Annotated in this window: 19 protein-coding genes; 6 read left to right on the forward strand and 13 right to left on the reverse strand. The window is 65.8% G+C overall.

Annotation, left to right across the window (positions count from 1 at the left end; genetic code table 11):
* Window positions 1-76 precede the first annotated feature (76 nt).
* Together QCE64_RS28340 and QCE64_RS28345 are read left to right on the forward strand one after the other, a co-directional pair.
* Window positions 77-604, forward strand: a complete 528-nt coding sequence (locus tag QCE64_RS28340; RefSeq protein ID WP_310007531.1) for a DUF3280 domain-containing protein — start codon at window positions 77-79, stop codon at window positions 602-604.
* Between the two features lie 155 nt (window positions 605-759).
* Complete coding sequence (locus QCE64_RS28345; protein WP_310007532.1) at window positions 760-1,824, forward strand: beta-propeller fold lactonase family protein; 1,065 nt, start codon at window positions 760-762, stop codon at window positions 1,822-1,824.
* Between the two features lie 53 nt (window positions 1,825-1,877).
* Here QCE64_RS28345 and QCE64_RS28350 read toward each other — a convergent pair whose 3' ends face one another.
* Complete coding sequence (locus tag QCE64_RS28350) at window positions 1,878-4,220, reverse strand: TonB-dependent receptor (RefSeq protein WP_404987503.1); 2,343 nt, start codon at window positions 4,218-4,220, stop codon at window positions 1,878-1,880.
* Window positions 4,221-4,411: 191 nt separating this feature from the next.
* Between QCE64_RS28350 and QCE64_RS28355 the strand changes: the two genes are divergently transcribed.
* Window positions 4,412-5,461 (forward strand): histidine kinase, encoded by a 1,050-nt coding sequence (locus tag QCE64_RS28355; protein WP_309935400.1) that lies wholly within the window; start codon window positions 4,412-4,414, stop codon window positions 5,459-5,461.
* Here QCE64_RS28355 and QCE64_RS28360 read toward each other — a convergent pair.
* From QCE64_RS28360 to QCE64_RS28410, 11 genes are all read right to left on the reverse strand, one after another.
* Complete coding sequence (locus tag QCE64_RS28360) at window positions 5,371-6,090, reverse strand: response regulator transcription factor (protein WP_309819190.1); 720 nt, start codon at window positions 6,088-6,090, stop codon at window positions 5,371-5,373. The genes QCE64_RS28355 and QCE64_RS28360 overlap by 91 nt on opposite strands.
* A complete protein-coding gene (pqqE, locus tag QCE64_RS28365; protein WP_309925553.1) occupies window positions 6,087-7,283 on the reverse strand; it encodes a pyrroloquinoline quinone biosynthesis protein PqqE in 1,197 nt (398 codons plus the stop codon). Before pqqE ends, QCE64_RS28360 begins: the two co-directional genes overlap by 4 nt.
* Before the next feature lie 4 nt (window positions 7,284-7,287).
* Window positions 7,288-7,593, reverse strand: coding sequence for a pyrroloquinoline quinone biosynthesis peptide chaperone PqqD (gene pqqD / locus QCE64_RS28370; protein WP_309819195.1), 306 nt, complete (start codon window positions 7,591-7,593; stop codon window positions 7,288-7,290).
* A complete protein-coding gene (gene pqqC / locus QCE64_RS28375; protein WP_309927479.1) occupies window positions 7,590-8,324 on the reverse strand; it encodes a pyrroloquinoline-quinone synthase PqqC in 735 nt (244 codons plus the stop codon). Before pqqC ends, pqqD begins: the two co-directional genes overlap by 4 nt.
* Window positions 8,325-8,362: 38 nt before the next feature.
* The gene (gene pqqB, locus QCE64_RS28380) at window positions 8,363-9,283 is read right to left on the reverse strand and encodes a pyrroloquinoline quinone biosynthesis protein PqqB (protein ID WP_310007533.1); all 921 of its coding nucleotides are present in this window, start codon (window positions 9,281-9,283) and stop codon (window positions 8,363-8,365) included.
* On the reverse strand, window positions 9,280-9,849 hold the full coding sequence (locus QCE64_RS28385; RefSeq protein WP_309925556.1) for a cytochrome b: 570 nt from the start codon (window positions 9,847-9,849) through the stop codon (window positions 9,280-9,282). Before QCE64_RS28385 ends, pqqB begins: the two co-directional genes overlap by 4 nt.
* Before the next feature lie 30 nt (window positions 9,850-9,879).
* Window positions 9,880-10,746, reverse strand: a complete 867-nt coding sequence (locus QCE64_RS28390) for a formylmethanofuran dehydrogenase subunit C (protein ID WP_310007534.1) — start codon at window positions 10,744-10,746, stop codon at window positions 9,880-9,882.
* Window positions 10,743-11,684, reverse strand: a complete 942-nt coding sequence (gene fhcD, locus QCE64_RS28395; RefSeq protein ID WP_309934345.1) for a formylmethanofuran--tetrahydromethanopterin N-formyltransferase — start codon at window positions 11,682-11,684, stop codon at window positions 10,743-10,745. The genes QCE64_RS28390 and fhcD overlap by 4 nt, the downstream gene beginning before the upstream one ends.
* Before the next feature lie 3 nt (window positions 11,685-11,687).
* Window positions 11,688-13,388, reverse strand: a complete 1,701-nt coding sequence (locus QCE64_RS28400; RefSeq protein ID WP_310007535.1) for a formylmethanofuran dehydrogenase subunit A — start codon at window positions 13,386-13,388, stop codon at window positions 11,688-11,690.
* Window positions 13,385-14,635: a formylmethanofuran dehydrogenase gene (locus QCE64_RS28405; protein ID WP_309934349.1), complete on the reverse strand. Its 1,251-nt coding sequence runs from the start codon at window positions 14,633-14,635 to the stop codon at window positions 13,385-13,387. Before QCE64_RS28405 ends, QCE64_RS28400 begins: the two co-directional genes overlap by 4 nt.
* Window positions 14,636-15,662: 1,027 nt before the next feature.
* Window positions 15,663-16,403, reverse strand: a complete 741-nt coding sequence (locus tag QCE64_RS28410) for a HisA/HisF-related TIM barrel protein (RefSeq protein WP_310007536.1) — start codon at window positions 16,401-16,403, stop codon at window positions 15,663-15,665.
* Between the two features lie 13 nt (window positions 16,404-16,416).
* Here QCE64_RS28410 and QCE64_RS28415 point away from each other — a divergent pair, with 13 nt between their 5' ends.
* The 3 genes from QCE64_RS28415 to QCE64_RS28425 all read left to right on the forward strand — a co-directional run bounded on the left by QCE64_RS28415 (window position 16,417) and on the right by QCE64_RS28425 (window position 19,272).
* Window positions 16,417-17,454 carry an ATP-grasp domain-containing protein gene (locus tag QCE64_RS28415; RefSeq protein WP_310007537.1) on the forward strand — a complete coding sequence of 346 codons (1,038 nt, stop codon included), beginning with the start codon at window positions 16,417-16,419 and terminating at the stop codon, window positions 17,452-17,454.
* Window positions 17,451-18,599 carry a hydantoinase/oxoprolinase family protein gene (locus tag QCE64_RS28420; protein ID WP_309925569.1) on the forward strand — a complete coding sequence of 383 codons (1,149 nt, stop codon included), beginning with the start codon at window positions 17,451-17,453 and terminating at the stop codon, window positions 18,597-18,599. The genes QCE64_RS28415 and QCE64_RS28420 overlap by 4 nt, the downstream gene beginning before the upstream one ends.
* An 85-nt stretch (window positions 18,600-18,684) precedes the next feature.
* Window positions 18,685-19,272 (forward strand): aspartate kinase, encoded by a 588-nt coding sequence (locus QCE64_RS28425; RefSeq protein WP_310007538.1) that lies wholly within the window; start codon window positions 18,685-18,687, stop codon window positions 19,270-19,272.
* A gap of 21 nt (window positions 19,273-19,293) precedes the next feature.
* On the opposite strand, the gene QCE64_RS28430 is transcribed toward QCE64_RS28425, so the two are convergent.
* Window positions 19,294-19,998 (reverse strand): (5-formylfuran-3-yl)methyl phosphate synthase, encoded by a 705-nt coding sequence (locus QCE64_RS28430; protein ID WP_309925572.1) that lies wholly within the window; start codon window positions 19,996-19,998, stop codon window positions 19,294-19,296.
* Window positions 19,999-20,021 lie beyond the last annotated feature (23 nt).

A 20,021-nucleotide genomic window follows, 5' to 3' on the forward strand; every position in this document is an offset into this window, starting at 1 on the left:
GCTTGATCGGCGCGCTTGCTCGACCGGCGGATGACCGGTATGTTGAACGCGGCCGCTCAACCTCGAGACCCCGACCATGATCCGCAGATTCCGCGCACCGCTGGCGCTGCTGCTGGCGCTCTCCGCTACGGGGCTGCATGCGCAGACGGCGCGGCAGACCATCGCGATTCCTGACTGCACGCTGATCGACGACAACGCCGCCTACAACGATGCCGCCACCAACCGCGATCAGGCCGCGCGCCTCGTGATGGTCAGCAGCGCATTGCGCGACGACCTGAATCAGCGCGGCCTGTTCCAGGTTGCCGACAACGCCGGCGCGCGCGACCTGATTGCGTCGCTGCAAGGCGCGCAGGACATGAGCGCCTGCAATGGCTGCGAACTGCGCGTGGCGAAGCAGCTCGGCACCACGCGCGCGGGCGTGTGCTGGGTGCAGAAGATCAGCAATCTGATCCTCAACATCAACTTGCGTGTTGAAGACGCCGCCAGCGGCAAGACGGTGTTCCAGCGCTCGGTGGACATGCGCGGCAACACGGACCTTTCATGGCAACGCGCAGCAAAGGCGCTCGCCGATCTGGTCGCCGCCGATCCCGCCGCCACGCGCTGACGCCGCACCCGACACACTCATACCGCCGGGCGTGCGGAATTCGGGAGTTTCTCCCGGCCCCGGGCGTTGCCAGTGCTGCGTCGATTGGGCTAAGTTGGCCTGAGCAGCCCGACCACACATCGTGCCGGACAGAATTGCAACCGCTGGAGACAAACATGCAAGTCAGAATCAAGGCGGCGCGTCTTGCCTGCGCGTCGGTGCTCGCGCCGTCGCTGGCCCTCGTGGCCGGCTTCGCGCAGGCCGCCGCGCCGACCGCCTACGTGACGACCGAAAACGCCGGTGTAGGCGTCATCGATCTGGACAAGCTTTCGCTCGACAAGACCTGGGACGTGGGCAAGGACGGGCCGCGCGGCCTGTCGCTGAACAAGGACGGCACGCGTCTCTACGTGGCCAACAAGGCGACCAGCGATCTCTCGGAGATCGATACTTCGACCGGCAAGGTCGTGCGCCGCGTGAAGATCGGCAAGAATCCGGAGTTCGTGCGCGTGTTCGGCGGCCATGCCTACGTCACCTACGAGCCCGGCGAAAACGGCGGCCCGCCGAAGCCCGGCGAGCCCGAGAAAGACGATGACGACGCCAGCTCGCCGCCGGCCGAGATCGCTATCGTCGATCTGAAGAGCATGAAGGTCACGCACTCGGTGAAGAGCGGGCATGAGACGGAAGGCGTCGAATTCTCTCCGGACGGCAAGCTGATCCTCGTCACCAACGAAGGCGACGATACGGTGTCGGTGTATCGCGTCGGCACGGGCAAGCCGGTGCGCACCGTCAAGCTTCCGAAAGGCTCGCGCCCGCGCGGCATCAAGGCGACGCCGGACGGCAAGGGCTATGTCGTCACGCTGGAGAACGCGAACAAGTTCGTCGTTCTCGATGGCGGCAGCCTGAAGGTCATGAAGACCGTCGACACGAAGACGGGCCCGTATGGCGTGTCGTTCGATCCGTCGGGCAAGCGCTTGCTCGTTGCCGCGTCACGCGACAAGACCTTGCAGGTGTTCGACGGCGCCACCTACGAGCACGTGCAGGACGTGCCGGTCGGCCAGCGCTGCTGGCACTTCAGCTTCACGCCGGACGGCTCGAAGCTGCTGCTCGCCTGCGGACGCTCGAACGCGGTCTATGTGCTCGACGGCGCCGACTACAAGGAGATCAAGCAGATCGGCGACTTGCCGCTGGCGTGGGGCATCGTCACGTATCCGCCGAGCGCGGGATCGATCGTCGGACGCTGAACGCCTCGCACGCAAGCAAGACGAAAACGGCCGCCTTCGAGCGGCCGTGGCCATTATTTCCACGCGTAGCGCATCCCCACCCAGACGCCGCGCGGCGCACCGACACCCAGGAACTGCTCGTTCACCGTGTCGCCGCCGTTGAAGGTGTGATTCGGCCCGTTGAAGAAGTTCTCGCCAAGAATCGCGAAGTTCGCATAACGCTTGTTCAGCAGGTTCTTGACGGTCGCATACACCTGCAACTGCTTGGTGACGTTGTAGGTGGTGTCGAGATCGATCAGGAAATAGCCCGCCACGCTGCCGTTCGTATCCTGGTTGTTCTCGTCGCCACGCGCGAAGATGTTGCTGCGGTAAGTAAGATTCGTGCCGATGTTCCAGCGCGCGAACGGGTTGTAGTCGACGCGCATCTTCACGGTGTTGGCGGGAATGCCCGGGATGCGGTCGCCGGAATGCACGGTGATGTTGCCGTCGTCGTCGGCGCTCGAATTGGACGCGCTGCTTTCCGTCCAGGTCGAGCGATAGGTCGCGTTCACATAGGCGTAGCTCGCCGCCACGCCGACCGGCCCCCATTGCGTGCGGCCCGCGAGTTCGAAGCCCTGGCGGCGCGTCTTGCCCACGTTCTGGAAGTAGCCGAGCGTGCTGGCCGCACCCTGGCTGCTGACGAACTGGATGTCGTCGGACAGCGTCGTGCTGTAGGCCGCCGCGCTCCACGTCGTGTGGTTGCCGAGCCGGCCGCGCGCGCCGATCTCGAAGGTGCGCGAGATGACCGGTTTCAAATCCGGGTCGGCGATGAAATCGTTGGGCAGCGAGCAGGGCGCGGCCGGGTCCGCGCACGCGAGTTCGATGGCGGTCGGCGAGCGCATGCCCTCGTTGTACGTGGCATAGGCGGTGAAGGCCGGCGTCGGATTCCAGTTGAAGCCCACGGCCGGGTTGAAGCGCGAGAACGTGTGGCGGCCGTCGAGCAGCGGCTGCACGCCGCTTTCATCGCCGATGGTCGCCTTCGACCAGTTATAGCGGCCCGCGAGCGTCATCGACCATTGCTCGGTGAAGGAGAAGGTGTTCTCGAAGTAGATGCCCCAGTTCTCGTTGCGCGTCTTGGCGTCGGTGGTCGGCACGAAGGAGCCGGTGCCGATGGTCGCGCGGTTGTCGGTGAACTCGGCCGCCTGCTCAGCCTGCGAGAAGTGCGAATTGGCGAAGTCGCCCGCCGCGCCGAGAATCAGCTGGTTGTCATGGCCGAACAGCTTGTTCAGCAGCGTGAGTTGCAGGCTCGCGCCATAGCTGTCCGTCACGATCACGGACTGGTCGTTGAAGGCCTGGGTGAGTTCGTCGGCGTCGTCGCCGTCCGGGTCGAAGTCGTCGTTGACGTTCGAGCTCACGTTCTTGTTGCGATAGTGCCGGTAGTACACGTTGCCGCTGATCTGGATATTCGGCGTGATGTAGTGCTCGGCGTTGATCGTGATATAGCCGACCTGGTTCTCGTTGGTGTCCGGGAACGTGTAGGCCTGGCGGAAGTTGTCCATGAACGAACGCGGGATGGTCTGCGAGCCGTTCAGCGTGTTGTCGGCGCCGCCCATCGAGACGGAGATCGTGGTATCCGCGTCCGTATAGCGGATCTTGCCGAAAGCCTGGCGCAGCTTGCTCGAATTGTGATCGGCCCAGCCGTTGTCGTTCGTGATGTTGGCGGTGAAGTAGTAGTCGAGATGATCGCCGATCACGCCGCCCTGCTCGATCTGCGCATACTTGCGCCCGAACGAGCCAAAGCCGGCATCCACGTTGCCGCCCGGATTGCTGCGGCCGTTCTTGGTCTGCACCGCAATGGCGCCGCCCAGCGTGTTGAGGCCGAAGGTCGGGTTCGAACCGGGGATGATCTGCATCGTCTGGATGGCGGCCTGCGGAATCAGGTCCCAGTTGACGACATCGCCGAACGGTTCGTTGATGCGCACGCCGTCCATGAAGACGGACAAGCCCTGCGGCGTCCCGAGCAATGGCGAAGCGGTGAAGCCGCGGTAGTTGATGTCGGACTGGGAGGGATTGCCTTGCGCATCGTTGATATCGACGCTCACGACGTTCTTCTGCAGGTAGTCCGTGGTGGTTTGCGAGTGCTGCGCTTCGATTTCCGAGCCGCGGATGGTCTGGACGTTCGCGGGCACTTTTTCGAGCGGCGTGCCGACGCCGACGAGCGGCGTCGTGCCGACCACCACCACGTTGGGCAACTGCACGGTCGGCGGCGCGCTTGCAGCCTCGACGGGCGCTTCGGCCGTGTCGGGGGCGGGCGGCGTCTGCGCCCATGCGGCCACCGTGATGCTGGCGAATGCGCTGCCGAACACGAGCCGCAGTCCTGCTCGGGGTTTGAACGGATGCGCGGGCGCGCGTCTGCGCGGCATGCTCTTCATCGTCATCTCCACTTGTCGTTATCGGATCTACGCGAAACCACGCGATGTCACGCGAAAGGAAGCTTCCCTTAATGAAAGCGTCGCATAAGAACACGCGCGTGGACCGGGAGCTTTTCCCGATCGCGCAGGGAAGGGTTCCCAATCGCGTCGCGCAGGACACGACCCACTCGGCCGCCGTGCGTAGAATGGATTCCGTGATGCCGACCGAATCCCTTCCTTCGCCCGCAACAGACGCCGACCAGCGTGCGCTGCCTTCGTCGCGCTCCTCCGTACGGCGCGATCTCGCGCTGGTGCTCGCGCTGACCTTCATGGCCGGCGCGCTGTTCGCCCACTTCGACTTCAGCGAATACGCCTACCGCCTGACGCGCGGCGCCGAGCGCTTCCAGCTCGACGAACTCCCGTCGACGCTCGTCGTGCTGGCCATCGGGTGTGCGTGGTTCGCGTGGCGGCGTTATCGCGAGGCGCAGTCGGAAGTGCGGCTGCGGCGCGCGCTGGAGGAAGAGGCGGAACATCTGCTGGCCGAGAACCGCCGGCTGGCGAATCAGGCGCTCGCCGCGCAGGAAACCGAGCGCCGTCACCTTGCGCGTGAACTGCATGACGAGCTGGGCCAGTACCTCAATGCCATGTCGCTCGATGCGGGGCGCATCCGCGATCTCTCGGCCGGACGTGAAGTGGAGATACACCGGCTGGCGCAGTCGCTGATGCAGAACGCGACGCACGTGTATCGCGAAATCGGCGGGATGATTCGCAAGCTGCGGCCCATCGGGCTCGATGAATTCGGCTTGCCCACGGCGCTCGAACATTGCGTCGATGGCTGGCGCGAGCGTCTGCCGGAAGCCCGCTTCACGCTGGCCGTGGACGGCGATTTCGACAACCTGAGCGATGCGCTCAACATCACGCTGTACCGGCTGGTACAGGAAGGCTTGACGAACGTGTCGAAGTTCGCGCGTGGCGCGCGGGTCGAGATCTACCTGGCGCGCGCGCCGGAAGAGATCGTCGTGACGATGGCCGACGACGGCCCCGGCGTCGATCTCGCGAAGCCGCGCAAGGGGCTGGGCCTGATCGGCATGCGCGAGCGCGTCGAGGCGCTCGGCGGCGCGTTTCAGATCGCGAGCGAGCCCGGCTCAGGCTTTCTGTTCTGCGCGCGCGTGCCGGCTCAGGCGGGGCTGCCGTTGCCCGTGACCGGCGCGAACGAAGCGAGCGAAGCCAGCGACGCTTCCGCCGACGAAGCGAAATCGGCGAAGTGAAGCCCCAGCCGGTTGGCGATCTGCGCGAGCTGCACGCCGTTGTCCACGCCGAACTTCTGCCGGATCACCGATTGATGATTCGCCACCGTCTTCTGGCTCAGCCCGAGCTTCTCCGCGATGCTCGTCAGCGTATAGCCCTGCACGAGCAGACGCAGCACCTCGAACTCGCGCGCCGATAACTGGCGTCCCGGCGGCCCTTCCTGGATCGTGGCGCGCAAGGCCAGCGCCTGCGAGATGTCCGGGCTGAGATAGCATACGCGCCGCGCCACCGAGCGCACCGCTTCGACGAGCACGTCGGGCGCGCTGGCCTTGGTCACATAGCCGCGCGCGCCGGCATCGAGTGCGCGGCGCACGAAGATCGCTTCCTCGTGCACGCTGAAGATCAGCACATGCGCGTGCGGTTCGCGCGCCAGCATGCGGCGCATCGCCTCGATGCCGCTCGCGCCGGGCAGCGCGAGATCCATCACGACGACATCCGGCTGCAACGCGCAGAACTTCTGGTAAGCCTCGGCGGCGTTCGCGGCCTCGCCCGCGACGTTCACATCGGGGCTCAGTTCGAGCAGACGCTTGTAACCTTCGCGGACGACGGCATGGTCGTCCACCAGCAGCACGGAGATATCGGCAGTCATGGCGTGTCTTCTCCTTCTTCTGAACCACTTGCGCGGGCTTGCGCCGCGATGCGCCGGGAATTCGCATCGTTGCGGAAGACGATGGGTTGCTCCTGCGGTTCCTGCCTGTTTGATGCTGCGCGCACGACTTCGATGACGCGCTCGTGATGCGGAGACTTGTCGCAGACCGGGTCCGCGTTCGCGGGGTCTTGCGTGAGCAGGTAGGCCTGACAGCGGCAGCCGCCCATGTCGATGGACTTCTCGTCGCAACTGCGGCACGGCTCCTTCATCCAGCCGAAGCCGCGAAAACGGTTGAAGGCGTCGCTCTCGTACCAGATGTCCTTGAGCGGCGTCTCGGTCACGTTCGGGAACGTGAGGCCCGGCAGCGAGCGCGCCGTGTGGCACGGCAGCGCCGCGCCGTCGGGCGCAATGCCGAGGAACACTGAGCCCCAGCCGTTCATGCAGCGTTTCGGGCGGCGCTCGTAGTAATCGGGCACGACGAAGAAGATCTTGCAGCGGTCGCCGATCTCCCGCCGATAACGCTCCACCACCGCTTCGGCTTCGTCGAGTTGTTCCTTGGTCGGCATGAGTTGCGCGCGGTTCGCGTGCGCCCAGCCGTAGTACTGCGTGTTCGCGAGTTCGAGATATTCGGCGCCCATGGCAAGCGCCATGTCGATGATGCGGCCGATGTGCGGCAGGTTATAGCGATGCAGCACGCAGTTGAGCACCATCGGAAAGCCATGCGCCTTGATGAGCGTCGCGACGCGCTTCTTGTAGTCGAAGGTCTTGGTGCTGGAGAGAAAGTCGTTAAGCTCCTGCGACGAGTCCTGGAACGACAGCTGGATGTGATCGAGCCCGGCCTCCTGCAACGCGCCGATGCGCTTCTCCGTCAGCCCGATGCCCGACGTGATGAGGTTCGTATAGAACCCCAGCTTGCGCGCCTCGGCGACGAGTGTTTCGAGATCGTCGCGCAGCAGCGGCTCGCCGCCGGAGAAGCCGAGTTGCGCCGCGCCCAGCGCGCGCGCCTGGCGCAGCACGTCGAGCCATTGGGCGGTGTCGAGTTCGCGCGTGTGGTCGGCGTAGTTCACCGGGTTGTAGCAGAACACGCAGTGCAGCGGACAGCGATAGGTCAGCTCGGCGAGCAGCCACAAGGGCGGCGCGATGGGCGTGCCTTCGTGCTCGGGCCGGGCGATCGGTTCGGACAGGTCGGTCATGACGCTACTCCAGCCAGCCTCGCGCGCGCGCGCCGGCGATGAACGCACGCACGTCGTCGCCGAGGTTGCTGGCGTTGAACGCTGCCTCCAGGTCCGCGACGAGCGCGGGAATGTCGCGCGTGCCGTCGCAGCGCAGAAGGATCTGCGCCGCGCTTTGATTGAGCTTCACCATGCCTTCGGGATAAAGCAGCACGTGCGCGTCCTGCGCCGGTTCCCACTGCAGGCGGAACAGGCGTTTTAGTTGCGGACGCAATGAATCGTCCGGCGCTTCGACGGCTTCCTGCCTGCGTTGCGTTGGGCTGTCGCTCATTGCGGAAAGGCCTTTTCGATGGAATCGAGCATGGTCCAAAGGATGTCGAGCTTGAACTGCAGGATGTCGAGCGCGCGCTGCTGTTCGCGGCGCGTCGTGAAATGCGCGAGCGTGACTTCGAGCCCGTGCTCGACATCGCGCTGCGCAAGCGACACGCGCGAACGGAAGTACGCGAGCCCGTCGGGTTCGATCCAGGTGTAGTGCGCGGGCCAGGTTGCGAGGCGGTCCTTGTGGATCTGCGGCGCGAACATCTCGGTCAGCGACGAGCACACGGATTCCTGCCACGGCGCACGCCGCGCAAAGCTCACATAGGCATCGACGGCGAAGCGCACGCCCGGCGTCACGAGTTTGAGCGACCATAAATCGTCGCGCGAGAGGCCGACCGCATCGCCAAGCCGCGCCCACGCCTCGATGCCGCCGGGCTGGTCTTCGTAACCGTCATGATCGAGAATGCGCAGCACCCAGCGGCGCCGCGTGTCGCGGTCGGGGCAATTCGACATCACTGCCGCATCCTTCAGCGGAATGTTGATCTGATAGTAGAAGCGGTTCGCGACCCAGCCGCGTATCTGTTCCTTCGAACAGCCGCCGCCGTTCATCTTTACGTTGAACGGATGATGGATGTGATACGCCGTGCCCTTCGCGCGGAGTTGCGCCTCGAACTCCTCGCGCGTCCACGCGGGTCCGTCTTCGGTCACTTTCGTGAAGACGGGGCCGGTGGTCGGGTTCAGCATCGGATCGAACATCAGGCGGTCTCCAGTGCGTGCAGAGGTCATAACTCGAAACTCATGCCGTCGAGCGCGACTTCGATGCCGTGCTCCGACAACATGCGCCGTTCAGGCCCGTCCTCGATGAGGATCGGGTTCGTGTTGTTGATGTGGATCAGCACCTTGCGCACGCCGGGGCGGTCGATCGAATCGAGCACCTCGATCATGCCGCCCGCGTCGCTCTGCGACAGATGGCCCATGTCGCGGCCGGTCTTCTTCGTGAGGCCGAGGCGGATCATCTCGTCGTCGGTCCAGACGGTGCCGTCCACGAGCAGCAGGTCGGCCGTGCGCATTGCATCGAGCACGTGCGGCTCCAGCGCGCCCAGTCCCGGTGCATAGAAAGCGCGCTTGCCGGTGGCGTTGTTCGTGAACATCAGGCCGATGTTGTCGCCGGTTTCAGGTGCATCGCGATGCGGCGAATAGGGCGGCGCCTTGCTGGAAAGCGGCAATGCGTCGATGCTCACGCGCGGCAGTTCGGGCACCGCGAGCGCAGCGCCGTCGAGCGCGATACGCCGGTGCTCTACGCCGCAGTAGTGCGAGAGGATCGAGGTCACCGGGAAGCCTGTCGAGAGGTCTTGCCACACGGCGTCGGTGGTGTAGAGCGGCAGCGGCGTGCCGCGTTCGCGCAGCATCAGCAGGCCGGTGACGTGATCGATCTGCGCGTCCATCGTGATGACCGCCGCGATGCCCGTATCGCGCACGCGCCGAGCCGGTTGCAGTTCCGGATTCGCGGCGATCTGAGCCAGGATGTCCGGAGAAGCGTTGACGAGCAGCCAGTCTTCGCCGTTGTCCGTCACGGCAATCGAGGACTGCGTGCGCGCGCGGGCGGCGATCGTGCCGCGCCGGACGCCGTCGCAATTGCGGCAATTGCAGTTCCATTGCGGGAACCCGCCTCCCGCCGATGAGCCGAGCACGCGGATTTTCACGGCCACATCCTCCGCAGGAGTCCGTCGCGGTCAATCAACTGATGTTTCATCGCGCCGAGAAAATGCAGGATGACCAGTGCGGCCATGATCCACGCGAGATAGCCATGAATGCCGAAGAAGATCTCGCGCATGTGTTTGTCGTCGGAACCCCATTGCGGCAGGGCGAGACCCCAGAACTTCGTGCCGAACTTGTTGAACGACGAGCCGAGGTAACCGGAGAGCGGCATTGCCACCATGCCAACATATAAAAGAGCCTGCGTAATGCTCGCGGCGGCGCGTTGCCACGTTCGCATCGGCGGCAGAGGCGGCCGGCCGTAGGCCAGGCGTACCAGGATGCGGATCAGCACCAGCAGGAAAACCGTGATTCCGAGCGATTTGTGGAAGTTGACGAGGTCCGACTTGAACGGCAGCCCGCGAGGCAGGCCCACCATATAGAAGCCGATGCAAAGCATGGCGATGATCGCGATGGCGATCAGCCAATGCAGCGCGATGATCGGGCGTGCGTAACGCTCGCTGGCTGCGTCGAGGCGGCCGTTGCGCGTTGCGGAGGTCCGCGCGGTGCTCATGAAGTCTCTCCCGTGAAATTGGATTTCGTTCTACAGGATACAAGTTTCATTTTTTCCCGCTGGCCAAGAATTGGCGATCAGCAATTCCCCCCGGCCATCCACGGCAAGGTCGCCCGCGTAGCGTCGCGGCAACACATGACCGGAACATGTCGAAAAGGGTGCCTTTGCGGGAGTCGCTTCCCGGGCGAGCATGCGGGTGAAGAGTCGCCAGAAGACCTCGAAGCCATGGCCGCCTTCGGTAAAGGTCGGTGGAATGACAGCGGGCGCGTGCGCGAGAAGCACCGTGCCGCGCCGCATGCCGTAGCACGGATGCGCGCCGACCTTCCCGCCGATGCATACCGTCCCCGCGATCAGGCGCGAGGCGGCGAAGTCGCCGGCATCGCCGCTGACGAGCACGGTGCCGCGTCGCATGCGGTCGGCGAGACGCGCGCCTGCGTTGCCGTGGATCACGAGCGTGCCGCCCGTCATGCCTTCCATGTCGCCGGGCAGCGCGGCAGCGGCGCAATCGCCGGCGTTGCCCTGCACGGTCAAGCGTCCGCCTTGCATTTCGCACCCGGTAAAGAGGCCGGCATCGCCGGCAATCTGCAAAGTGCCGCCCGACATGTTCAGGCCCGCGTAATCGCCGGCATGGCCGTGTATTGTCAGCGCGCCCTCGCTCATGTTTGCACCGAGACGGTCCAGCCAGGGCGCGTCGCCTTCTATCAGCAGAGAAGGCAGGTCGGCATGCTCGTGCCGGATGTCGAACAGATCGCCGAGCGCGCAGCGTTCGCCTGCGCCCTGCAACACGATGCGGGGCAAGTCAGCAGGTGCGGTGGCGGCGAGCGTCGCGGGCAGTAAATTCGACGCATCCACGCGAAAGCCCGGCGCAGTTTTGACGCGCAGCGTGATGGCGCTCATGCCCGGCTCCCGTCGATGCCGCGCGCCAGCTCGTGCAGCTTGAAGTGATATGGCCCGAGCTTGCCGCCGTAGTTGCCCGCGGAGACGCGCAGTACGCCGCCCGCGCGGCCGATGCGCGTCGCGGCCGCGATGCCCGCGGTCATGGCGGCGCCGACGTCCGCATCGGTGAAGCCGTCGATCACGATCTCCAGCACGCAGCCGACATCGGGCGTCAGTTCGCTCTTGGCCGAGAGGCCGACGAGCGTCGGACAAAAGGCATCGTTGGTGGACGCCGTGGCGCCCGCATATCTCGATCCGATCTTCGAACCCGAGCGCACGACGCCGCCCGGAAACGGCGTGATGATGTTCGGCAGCGCGTGCATGGCGGCGACGGCGGCTTCCGCGGCATGCAGCGCGCTGTCCATGTCGCGGGCGAGAAACAGCAGGTTGCCGCCGCCGACCGCCTTGACGGTCGCGGTGAATTCCTCGCAGACGAATTCGCCGTCCATCACCGGCACGCGCCAGTAGCGTGTGCCGTCGAGCACCTTGGAGATCTGCCAGCCGTCGCCGAAGAAGCGCAGCGCGGCGCCGAGCGGCGCGTTGTCGGAGAGCGGCGCGCGGCTCGTTGCGGGATCGATGCCGCCATACACCGCCGTGGTCGGACACGTCAGCACGCATTGGCCGACGCGCCGCGCAATCTGCTTCGCCAGTTCCTTCGTTGAGATCGCGAAGATCAGCACGGCCACGCCGGGTCGGCCGTCGGGCGTTTCGTCGCCTGACAGATCACGCTCGATGCCCGCCTCGCAGCCGCAGTCGATCACGGAAGTCGCAAAGCCTGTCAACGAGTTCGCCGCGTGGCGGGCCCAGACGGGCGTATGGGCAGTGATGACGAGGCGTGTGGCCTTCATCGGGAAGGCTTCGGCGAAGGTGTCGTCGATCTGCGTGTCGTTGATCTGCATGCGCTAGCCTCCGCCCGCCGAGAGGCACGCGACCGGCAGCAGCCGGCCGCCGTTGCAGCATGCGCAGATTTCGTCGTCGCCGATGGCGATGTTCTCGAAGCGCGTGGCGAGATGCGCCTGCGCATAGGCGCGCACGCGCTTTTCGATCGAGCGGTCGTAGTCGGGGCTGACGTAGTGAATGCCGCCGGTGGGTGTCGCGAGCAGCGTGCCGTCGCGCGCGATCAGTTCGCCGTCCTTGAACACGTACGCGGGCGAGGTGAACATGCGCTCGCGGTCGGCGTCGTCGCGATACACGGCGATGTCCGCCGCCGCGCCCGCGCCGAGATGCCCGCGATCCGTCAGGCCGAGCAGCTTCGCGGGGCCCGCGCGCGTGATGATCGCGATGTCGTACAGCGAGAACTCGCGCGTGATGTCGGCGAGGGCGCTGGCTGTTTTGGCATCGGCGTGCAATGTGTCGAGCTGGGCATCGCGGAAGGACTTGTCCATCAGCAGGCGAATCAGGTGCGGATAGCTCGTGAACGGGCCGCCGTTCGGATGATCGGTGGTCATCGAGACGCGCCAGGCATCGTCCACGAGCAGGAAGATTTCCAGTCCGATGATCCATTGCAGTGCGTTCACGAAGCTTTGCTCGCGATACTTGAACGGCACGATGCCGCAACCCGCGTCGCATTCGATATCGCCGAGGATCCATTTTCGTGGGCGGGCCATCGGCGTGTTCTTGAACTGCATCATCGTGTCGCCGGACGCGGTGACAGTCTGGCCGAAGATGACCTGACCGACGTCGATGGTCACATTGGGTCGTGCATTGACGGCTTCGGCAATGGCCCGCGCGCCCGACGAGAACTTGCGCGGCCCTTCGGCGCCGTAGCTGTGGAACTGGATGTGAGTCAGGTGGATGGGCAGGCCTTCGGCGGCGTCCATCGTCTTGATGGTCGATTCCACGTTGCCGGGCACGCCGAGATTGCTCGTGTGGACATGCAGCGGATGCGGCACGCGCAGCTCGTTCAGCGCGCGGGTCAGCGTGCGCAGCACGTCGCGGGGCGTGATGCCGTAGTGCACGTGCTTTTCGTCGACATCGAGCGAGCGCTGATTGAACTTGAACGCCGAGATGCCGCCCGGATTGACGACTTTCACGCCGAGCGCCTTGTTCGCATGCAGCGTCCAGCCGACGTAATCGCGCAGATGTTCGAAGTCGTCCTGCGCGGCGAGCATCTGGAGGAAGAGTTCGTCGTTGCCCATCATCACGTAGGCGCCGTGATCGATGATGGGGGTGTCGCCCATTTCCAGATGCGCGTGGCGGGCGTTCGACGCGATCATGGCCGGCTCGAAGGCGGCGGTGTAGCCCATTTCCGCATAGCGATAGCCGGTAGCGAGCGTGCCGGGCGTGCAGGTGCCGCATGAGGGCAGGCGCAGATAGCGGCCTTCGTCGGGACGTTCGGGGACGGCGCGCGGGTCGTCGCGATGATCTTCGGGCAGGAGCAGACGCGAGAGATTGGTCTTGCCGCCGCCGATATGCGAATGCAGGTCGATGCCGCCGGCCATGACGATCATGCCGCGCGCGTCGAAGTCGCGTTCCGGGGCGATGGTTTCTCCGTTTGCTTCGCTGACGATGCGGCCGTTGCGGATGAGGATGTCGCGTGTCTGGCCGTCGATGCCGTTGACGGGATCGTAGAGCGTGCCGCCGCGGAGTCGTGTGAGGCTCATGGGTGGGTCCTCGCCTGCGTGAGGCGTGCGGCGATGGCGGCGACGCTGGGCAGTTCGCTATCGCGCGCGGCGGTGAGGCGGGCAACCACGGAGGTATCGATGCGGAACAGATGTCCGCCGCTGTCGATGCCTGGCGTCGCGACGGGAATGAACACCGTAGCCCCTTTGCGTGGCGGCAGCCGGGTCGCGGGATGACCGAGCACGATGACGGGCAGATTGTCGTCGAGGGCGGCGGGAAGCGGTTCGGGGGTGAAGCTGGAGACCCAGAGCACGGCGTCGATTTCGCCTCGGCTCAGCAGGGTGTGTGTGCGATAGCGGTATGGATCGTGATCGAGCGGCATGCCGTAGGCGACGCGGGTGCGCAGCGGAAAGCCCGAGAGCCAGGTGGTGGTTTGATTGACGGAGAGGGCGCCGTCGTCGCCGGAGAGGGCGAGTGCGCCGGCGCGGGTGGTGCGGTTGAAGGCCTTGACGATGCGTTGCAGCGCTTCGATGGCGAGCGCGGCGTGCGGTGCGGGCAGCGCGGCGGGTTCGAAGATGAAGGCCGTGTAGTGCGCGGCGTGGATGCGTTCGGTCAGCGTGGCGAGTTCGGCGTGTGGGATGGGCCGACTGGATTCGAGGTGTGCGGACCAGAGCGCGAGGAGATCGAAGGGATCGTGGCCTGGGAGGATCGATTCGGTGTGCGGGGTGTGGGCGGCTTGATCGGCGTTGCATCCGATGAATACGATGGGGACGTCGCGATTGGGCTCGGCGATGCGGTCGTAGAAGCGTGGATAGCGTTGCGATGGCTGGCAGGCGAACACGACGATCAGATCCGCGCGCGAGCGAATTTCGGAGAGCGTGGTGAAGAAGGCGCCGCGATCCTGGAGTGCGCGGGTGGTATCGGCGAGGGTATCGCCGTGGAGATGATCGAGGATGGCGCCGCAACGGGCGGCTAGTTCATAGAGGGCGCGGGTGCCGGCGATATCCGTTGTGAGTCCGCCGAATAGCGGACGATGGGCTTTCGACAGGATCTCGGTGGCTTGCTTGAGCGCTGCTTCGGGATCGGTGGGTTGACCGTTGATCTCGGAGGAGCGGGGTGGATCCTGCGGAGCGATATGGGCAAGCGCTTTCTCGAGTCGCGGGCAATGGACGGCGAGGGACTCGGGGGTGAGGTCGTCGCATAGCAATGGGCAGAACGGACACGTCCAGAGGGGCTCTTCGCCGATGGCCTCGGCGGGTCGGCTTTCGGGTTCTGGTGTTGGAGGCATGGTTGAGCCCTTGAGCAAGCTCTATGCCGGTTTGACGGCTTGTTCCCGCTCTTGTGCTCCTATGGACTTCCCGCATTCACGTCGGTCTATTGGCACTGGCCCTCCCCGGGGCGGGGGTCTTCGCTCTCGTCCTTCGCGTGGGTTGCTTTTGTTTGCCAGCGCTTCTATGGACTTCCCGCATTCGCGTCGGTGTATAAGCACTGCCCCTCCCCGGGGCGGGGGTAACTTTCTTTGCCGCTGCAAAGAAAGTCACCAAAGAAAGCAGCTTTTTTTCCCGCCCAGCGTCATCTAGCGGCACGACACAGAACCATGTTTCTGGCCCGGCCGTAGAGCGTGCCCTCATAGGCCACACCGGGCGTGGATCGCGGACCCACTGGGACAAACTGCCGTTCAACGAACTGGTGCAGCACCTGAAAGCGCCGGCCCAGCGCTACGCGCTGCCGAAGGGTAAGCAAGGGATACCAACGTTGGGCTGATGCAGTGAGATGGATGCGTCAGCAAGCCGGCACGCGCAGACCCGATTGACCCGTCGGCGGCGCGTAGCGCTGCGCCGGAGCATGCAGGCGCTGCACCAGTTTGTCCTGTGGTGCGATGTCACAGTGGGTCCGCGATCCACGCCCGGTGTGGCCTATGAGGGCACTCTCTACTGCAGTGCCAGAAACGTGGTTCCGTGTCGTGCCGCTAGGTGACGCTGGGCGGGAAAAAAAGCTGCTTTCTTTGGTGACTTTCTTTGCAGCAGCAAAGAAAGTTACCCCTGCCCCGGGGAGGGGCAGTGCTAATAGACCGACGCGAAAGCGGGAAGTCCATGTAAGCGCAGGCGAACGACAAACCAGCCTAGGCGCCCCAAAATCTACGGGTATTCCATAAGAGCAAGGCGAACGCCACGAACAGCGAAACGAGAAAACCCTGCTCCAGGAAGCAACACACTGTCACGTACAAGACCAGCGCTGGGACAGCGCTTTCCAAACGATTACATCGAAACCGAAGCCCACCATCAACTGGCACAAAAATTGAGACACGACTCCAACTAAACCTTATCCCTGACATCAAGATGCTTAAGAAGAAGCGTCCCATCGTGAAGGGCAGACGCCACGAGCCACCCTGAAGCCCCGCATTGCGCGGCGAGCGCAAGATCGTCCCGCTGGCGAACCCCGCCAGCACCGATCACAACGCGCTCCCCGGCAAGCGCGCGCACGGCGCTGAACGTATCGAGATCCACCCCGGCCTCCGCGCCCACGTGATCGAGCGTCATCACGATCACCCGCCCCGGCCACCACGTGCTCTCGACACCCTCAGCACCGAGCGCCCCAAGCGCTCGCCCACCGCGATAGTCGAGCGACAGGACCGGCTCAAACCCGTACGCCGACGCTTCAGCGATCGCGCCCACGTCGAGCAGCGTCTCCGTGCCGAACACCGGCACGAGCGCCGCCCGCGAGGACGCCCGCGAAAGCCTCGCGATCCGCTCGACGCTCGCACGCATCGGCGCACACGCCGTGAAGCCGGCATCGAGCCAGATCTCGACTTCGCCGCCCAGCGCGTCGCAAAGTGCGGCCAGCACCGCTTCATGCGCGCCGCGCTGCATGATCGCGCCGAGATCGGCGACATACAGCGTCGCAGCGCCCGTAACCGCTAGCAACGCACGAGCAATCGCCACCGGTTCGCTCGTCGCGCACAAGGAGGACTGAATCGGCCGGTAACGCGAACGCTCGCCGCGCACCGCACGCACCACCTGACCGTCGAGCAGATCGAGAACGGGTATCACCTGCATGGATGGCTTTCCTTTGATCAAGATCTTCGTGTTCGAGTATCTCACCGGCGGCGGCATCGATCCGGACGCGGCATGCGCCGCCAGCCTCGCCGATCTCTCCGCACTCATCGTCGAAGGCCGCGTCATGCGCGATGCCCTCGCCGCCGATCTCCACGCGCTCCCTGGCATCGCGGTGACCGTCGCAGGCTCACGGTTCGAATCCGGCGCCGACGCCGCCCGCCACGTCCGCGCCCAGCCCGGCGAGCCGCTCACGCAATTCGTCGCCCGCATGGCCCGCGAGCACGACTATGCCTGCATCGTCGCGCCCGAATGCGACGGCCTGCTGCTCAAGCTCCATGACGCAGTCGGACAGGCCCGCTGGCTCGGCTGCGCCAAGGAAGCCATCCGCACCGCCTCCAGCAAGAGCGCCACCGCCGCCTGGCTCGCCGCGCGCGGCATGCCCGTCACGCCCGCGCTCGAAGCCGACGCCGCCGAGTCCGCCTCCGGACGCCGCTGGGTCGTCAAGCCCGACGACGGCGCCGGCGGCCTCGACACCCGCGTCTACGACGATCTCGCCGCCGCCCGCGCCGAATACGAAGCCCGCGCCGCAGCAGGGCGCAATCCTGTGTTGCAGGAATGGATCGACGGCGAGCCGCTCAGCCTCTCCATGATCTGCCGCGACCGGCTCGCGCGGCTCGTCAGCATCAACCGGCAACGCATCGGCCTGTCCGAACCGGCAAGCCCCGAACGGCGCGAACGCATCGTGCAGTTCGACGGCGTCGATGTCGATCGCATCGACCGCCACGGTCCTCAGGGACGCGCGCTCGAACGGCTCGCACTGCGCGTGGCCGAAGCGCTTCCCGGCCTGCGCGGCTTCGTCGGCATCGACGTGGTGTGGCATCCGGAACGCGGTCCGGTTGTCATCGAGGTCAATCCGCGGCCGACCGTCGCCTACGCGGAACTGAGCCGGCGCGGCGGCAGGAATCTCGCGGCGGAACTGCTGGCCGCGCATCGCGTGCCCGGCTTCGACGGCGAAGCCCACGCACTGCGTGCAGTCGGAGCCGCGTCATGAGGGCATCGGCATCCGGCGACGCACCCGTATTCGGCTGGGACGTGGGCGGCGCGCACGTCAAGGTGTCGCTGGCCAACCGCAAGGGCGAACTCGTCGATGTCGCCCAATGGGCCTGCCCGCTGTGGCAGGGCCTCGCGCACCTGGAACGCGTCATCGACGGCGTGTTCGAACGCTGGCCCGCCGCCGGCGAAGCCTCCGCCCGCCACGCCGTCACGATGACCGGCGAAATGGTCGATCTGTTCGCCGACCGCGCCGAAGGCGTGCGCACGCTCAGCCGCACCCTGGCGCAACGGCTCGGACCGCGCACGCTGTTCTTCGCGGGCGGCGCCGAGCACGACGGATGGCTCGCGCGTTCGGCCTGTGCGGAAGGCTGGCGCAAGGTGGCATCGGCGAACTGGCTCGCGACCGCGCGCTGGGCTGCTACCCGCATGCACGATGCGGTGCTGATCGATATCGGCAGCACGACCACCGACATCATTCCGATCATCGGCGGCGAAGTGCGGGCGCGCGGCACGAACGACGCCGCGCGCCTCGTCAGCGGCGAACTGGTGTATCAGGGCGTGGTGCGCACGCCCTTGTGCGGGGTGGCGCAGCGCATCGCGTTTCGCGGCGAGACGAGCGGCGTGATGAACGAATGGTTCGCGACGACCGCCGACGTCTATCGCCTCACCGGCGAACTCTGGGCCGCGCACGACCAGCATCCGAGCGCCGACAACGGACCGAAGACCGAGGCGGCCAGCCGCGCGCGCATCGCACGGATGATCGGCCGCGATGCCTCGGAAGCATCCGATGCCGAATGGAAACGCTTCGCGCAGACCTGGCGGCACGAGCAGTTGCGCACGCTGGCCGCCGGTCTCGCGCAGGTCGTGGCACGCGATGCGTCACTGTCGACGGCGCCCGTCATCGGCGCGGGTTGCGGGCGCTTTCTCGCGGCGGCGCTGGCGCGGCAGGAAGCACGCGGCTACGTGGATTTTGCGCGGCTCGCGGGCGTCGACGATGACGACGCAACGCGCGCCGAATGGGTCGCGACCTGTGCGCCGAGCGTGGCGGTGGCGTTGCTCGCCGCGCTGGCGACGACGCCCATCGAAAGCGCGCGGAACAACCAAACACAACCGTCGCACGATGCGTCGTCGCGTGCGGCGTGATAGTTTGCGAAACATAGCGGGTTGAAGAGGCGGTATCGAACCGGGTGCGTGGCCCGGCGGCATCATCGAACGAGGACAGGAACCTATGTGGGTGGTGAAGATCGGGGGAAGCCTCAGTCACGACCCGGCGCTGCGCGAATGGCTGACGCGGCTATGGGAAGTGGGCGGCGGGCGCGTCGTGATCGTGCCGGGCGGCGGCGATTTTGCGGACGCGGTGCGGCAATATCAGAGCGAATGGCAGTTCGACGATCTCGCCGCCCACAACATGTGCCTGCTGGCGATGGCGCAGTACGCGATCCTGATGCAGGGCGTCGTGCCTGAACTCGTGCTGGCGTCGAATGAAAACCGCATCCGGCGCGCGCTGCGCGATGGACGCGTGGCCGTCTGGGTGCCCACCGACCTGATGCGCACGACGCCCGACAAGATGACCAACTGGGACGTGACGTCCGACAGTCTCGCCGCGTGGCTCTCCACTTCGCTGAACGCGGAGCGCCTGATGATCGTCAAGTCGTGCGAGGTGGAGGCGAACGCATCGCTGGAGGCGCTCGCCGCAGATGGCATCGTGGACCGGCGCTTTCCCGCTTATGTGCGCGATGCGAATTATGTGGTCGAGATCATGGGAAAAGACGATCTCGCCGTCATGCGCGACCGCTTGCTGAACGTGACGGTGTAAGTAGCGGACGCCGAAACGTTGTCAAACGGAAGCGGCCACGGTTTCGCCGTGCAGCGCGCGCGCCCAGCGCTCGACCCTGCGCGGATCGAGCTTGCCGGAGCGTCCGTCGCGCTCGTCGCACAGCGCGCCGCGAAAGCCCGCGATATCCGGCGCAAGCAGGCGAATGGTGTGCAGGTCGCGCCAGCCGAGCGAACCCGCCACGGCGCTCATCGTGCCGCGCGCACGGGCATCGGCGATACAGGCGGCAAGCGTCTGCACATCGACGCAATCGAACAGCGTGCGGCCATTCTTGCCCGCCGTGTCGAAGACGATGCCGACAAACCCAAGCTGCGCCGCGAGCGCCGCCAGTGCGCGATCCACCCCTTCATCCGACAGCAGCACCGGCACCACCGCCGCCGGCAGGCTCGCGAGATGCCGCAGGCAGCGCTCCGCGCCCGCGCCAGGGGAGATGCCTACCTTCACGTAATCGACGCCCGCCGCCGCGACCTCGAGCACGCGTCCGGTGATGTCGTCGAGCGCGTGATTGGGCCAGTCGCCGATGGTCGCGCTGATCGGCCGCACCGGATACCGCGCCCGCAACGCAATGACGATCCGCGCGATATCGCCCGTCGCGACGCCGCCCAGCGCGCCCGCATGCGGTTCCTTCAGGTCGATCAGTTCGGCGCCGGCCTGCGCGGCATCGAAGGCTTCATCCGCCGAGCGGACGCTCGCGAGCAATGCGGTCATCGTTTGAACACTCCAGTGGGAAG

It is taken from the genome of Caballeronia sp. LZ043 (assembly GCF_031451075.1).
Classification (GTDB): Bacteria; Pseudomonadota; Gammaproteobacteria; order Burkholderiales; family Burkholderiaceae; genus Caballeronia.

Excerpts from the sequence above, each read along its gene's own strand:
- QCE64_RS28340 (WP_310007531.1), top strand. The coding sequence starts at position 77 with ATGATCCGCAGATTCCGCGCACCGCTGGCGCTGCTGCTGGCGCTCTCC.
- QCE64_RS28390 (WP_310007534.1), bottom strand. The coding sequence starts at position 10,746 with ATGAGCGCCATCACGCTGCGCGTCAAAACTGCGCCGGGCTTTCGCGTG.
- pqqD (WP_309819195.1), bottom strand. The coding sequence starts at position 7,593 with ATGAGCGACAGCCCAACGCAACGCAGGCAGGAAGCCGTCGAAGCGCCG.
- QCE64_RS28405 (WP_309934349.1), bottom strand. The coding sequence starts at position 14,635 with ATGCCTCCAACACCAGAACCCGAAAGCCGACCCGCCGAGGCCATCGGC.
- QCE64_RS28420 (WP_309925569.1), top strand. The coding sequence starts at position 17,451 with ATGAGGGCATCGGCATCCGGCGACGCACCCGTATTCGGCTGGGACGTG.
- QCE64_RS28385 (WP_309925556.1), bottom strand. The coding sequence starts at position 9,849 with ATGAGCACCGCGCGGACCTCCGCAACGCGCAACGGCCGCCTCGACGCA.
- pqqE (WP_309925553.1), bottom strand. The coding sequence starts at position 7,283 with ATGACCGACCTGTCCGAACCGATCGCCCGGCCCGAGCACGAAGGCACG.
- QCE64_RS28425 (WP_310007538.1), top strand. The coding sequence starts at position 18,685 with ATGTGGGTGGTGAAGATCGGGGGAAGCCTCAGTCACGACCCGGCGCTG.
- QCE64_RS28410 (WP_310007536.1), bottom strand. The coding sequence starts at position 16,403 with ATGCAGGTGATACCCGTTCTCGATCTGCTCGACGGTCAGGTGGTGCGT.
- fhcD (WP_309934345.1), bottom strand. The coding sequence starts at position 11,684 with ATGCAGATCAACGACACGCAGATCGACGACACCTTCGCCGAAGCCTTC.
- QCE64_RS28345 (WP_310007532.1), top strand. The coding sequence starts at position 760 with ATGCAAGTCAGAATCAAGGCGGCGCGTCTTGCCTGCGCGTCGGTGCTC.
- pqqC (WP_309927479.1), bottom strand. The coding sequence starts at position 8,324 with ATGCTGAACCCGACCACCGGCCCCGTCTTCACGAAAGTGACCGAAGAC.
- QCE64_RS28350 (WP_404987503.1), bottom strand. The coding sequence starts at position 4,220 with ATGACGATGAAGAGCATGCCGCGCAGACGCGCGCCCGCGCATCCGTTC.
- QCE64_RS28400 (WP_310007535.1), bottom strand. The coding sequence starts at position 13,388 with ATGAGCCTCACACGACTCCGCGGCGGCACGCTCTACGATCCCGTCAAC.
- QCE64_RS28355 (WP_309935400.1), top strand. The coding sequence starts at position 4,412 with ATGCCGACCGAATCCCTTCCTTCGCCCGCAACAGACGCCGACCAGCGT.
- QCE64_RS28430 (WP_309925572.1), bottom strand. The coding sequence starts at position 19,998 with ATGACCGCATTGCTCGCGAGCGTCCGCTCGGCGGATGAAGCCTTCGAT.
- QCE64_RS28360 (WP_309819190.1), bottom strand. The coding sequence starts at position 6,090 with ATGACTGCCGATATCTCCGTGCTGCTGGTGGACGACCATGCCGTCGTC.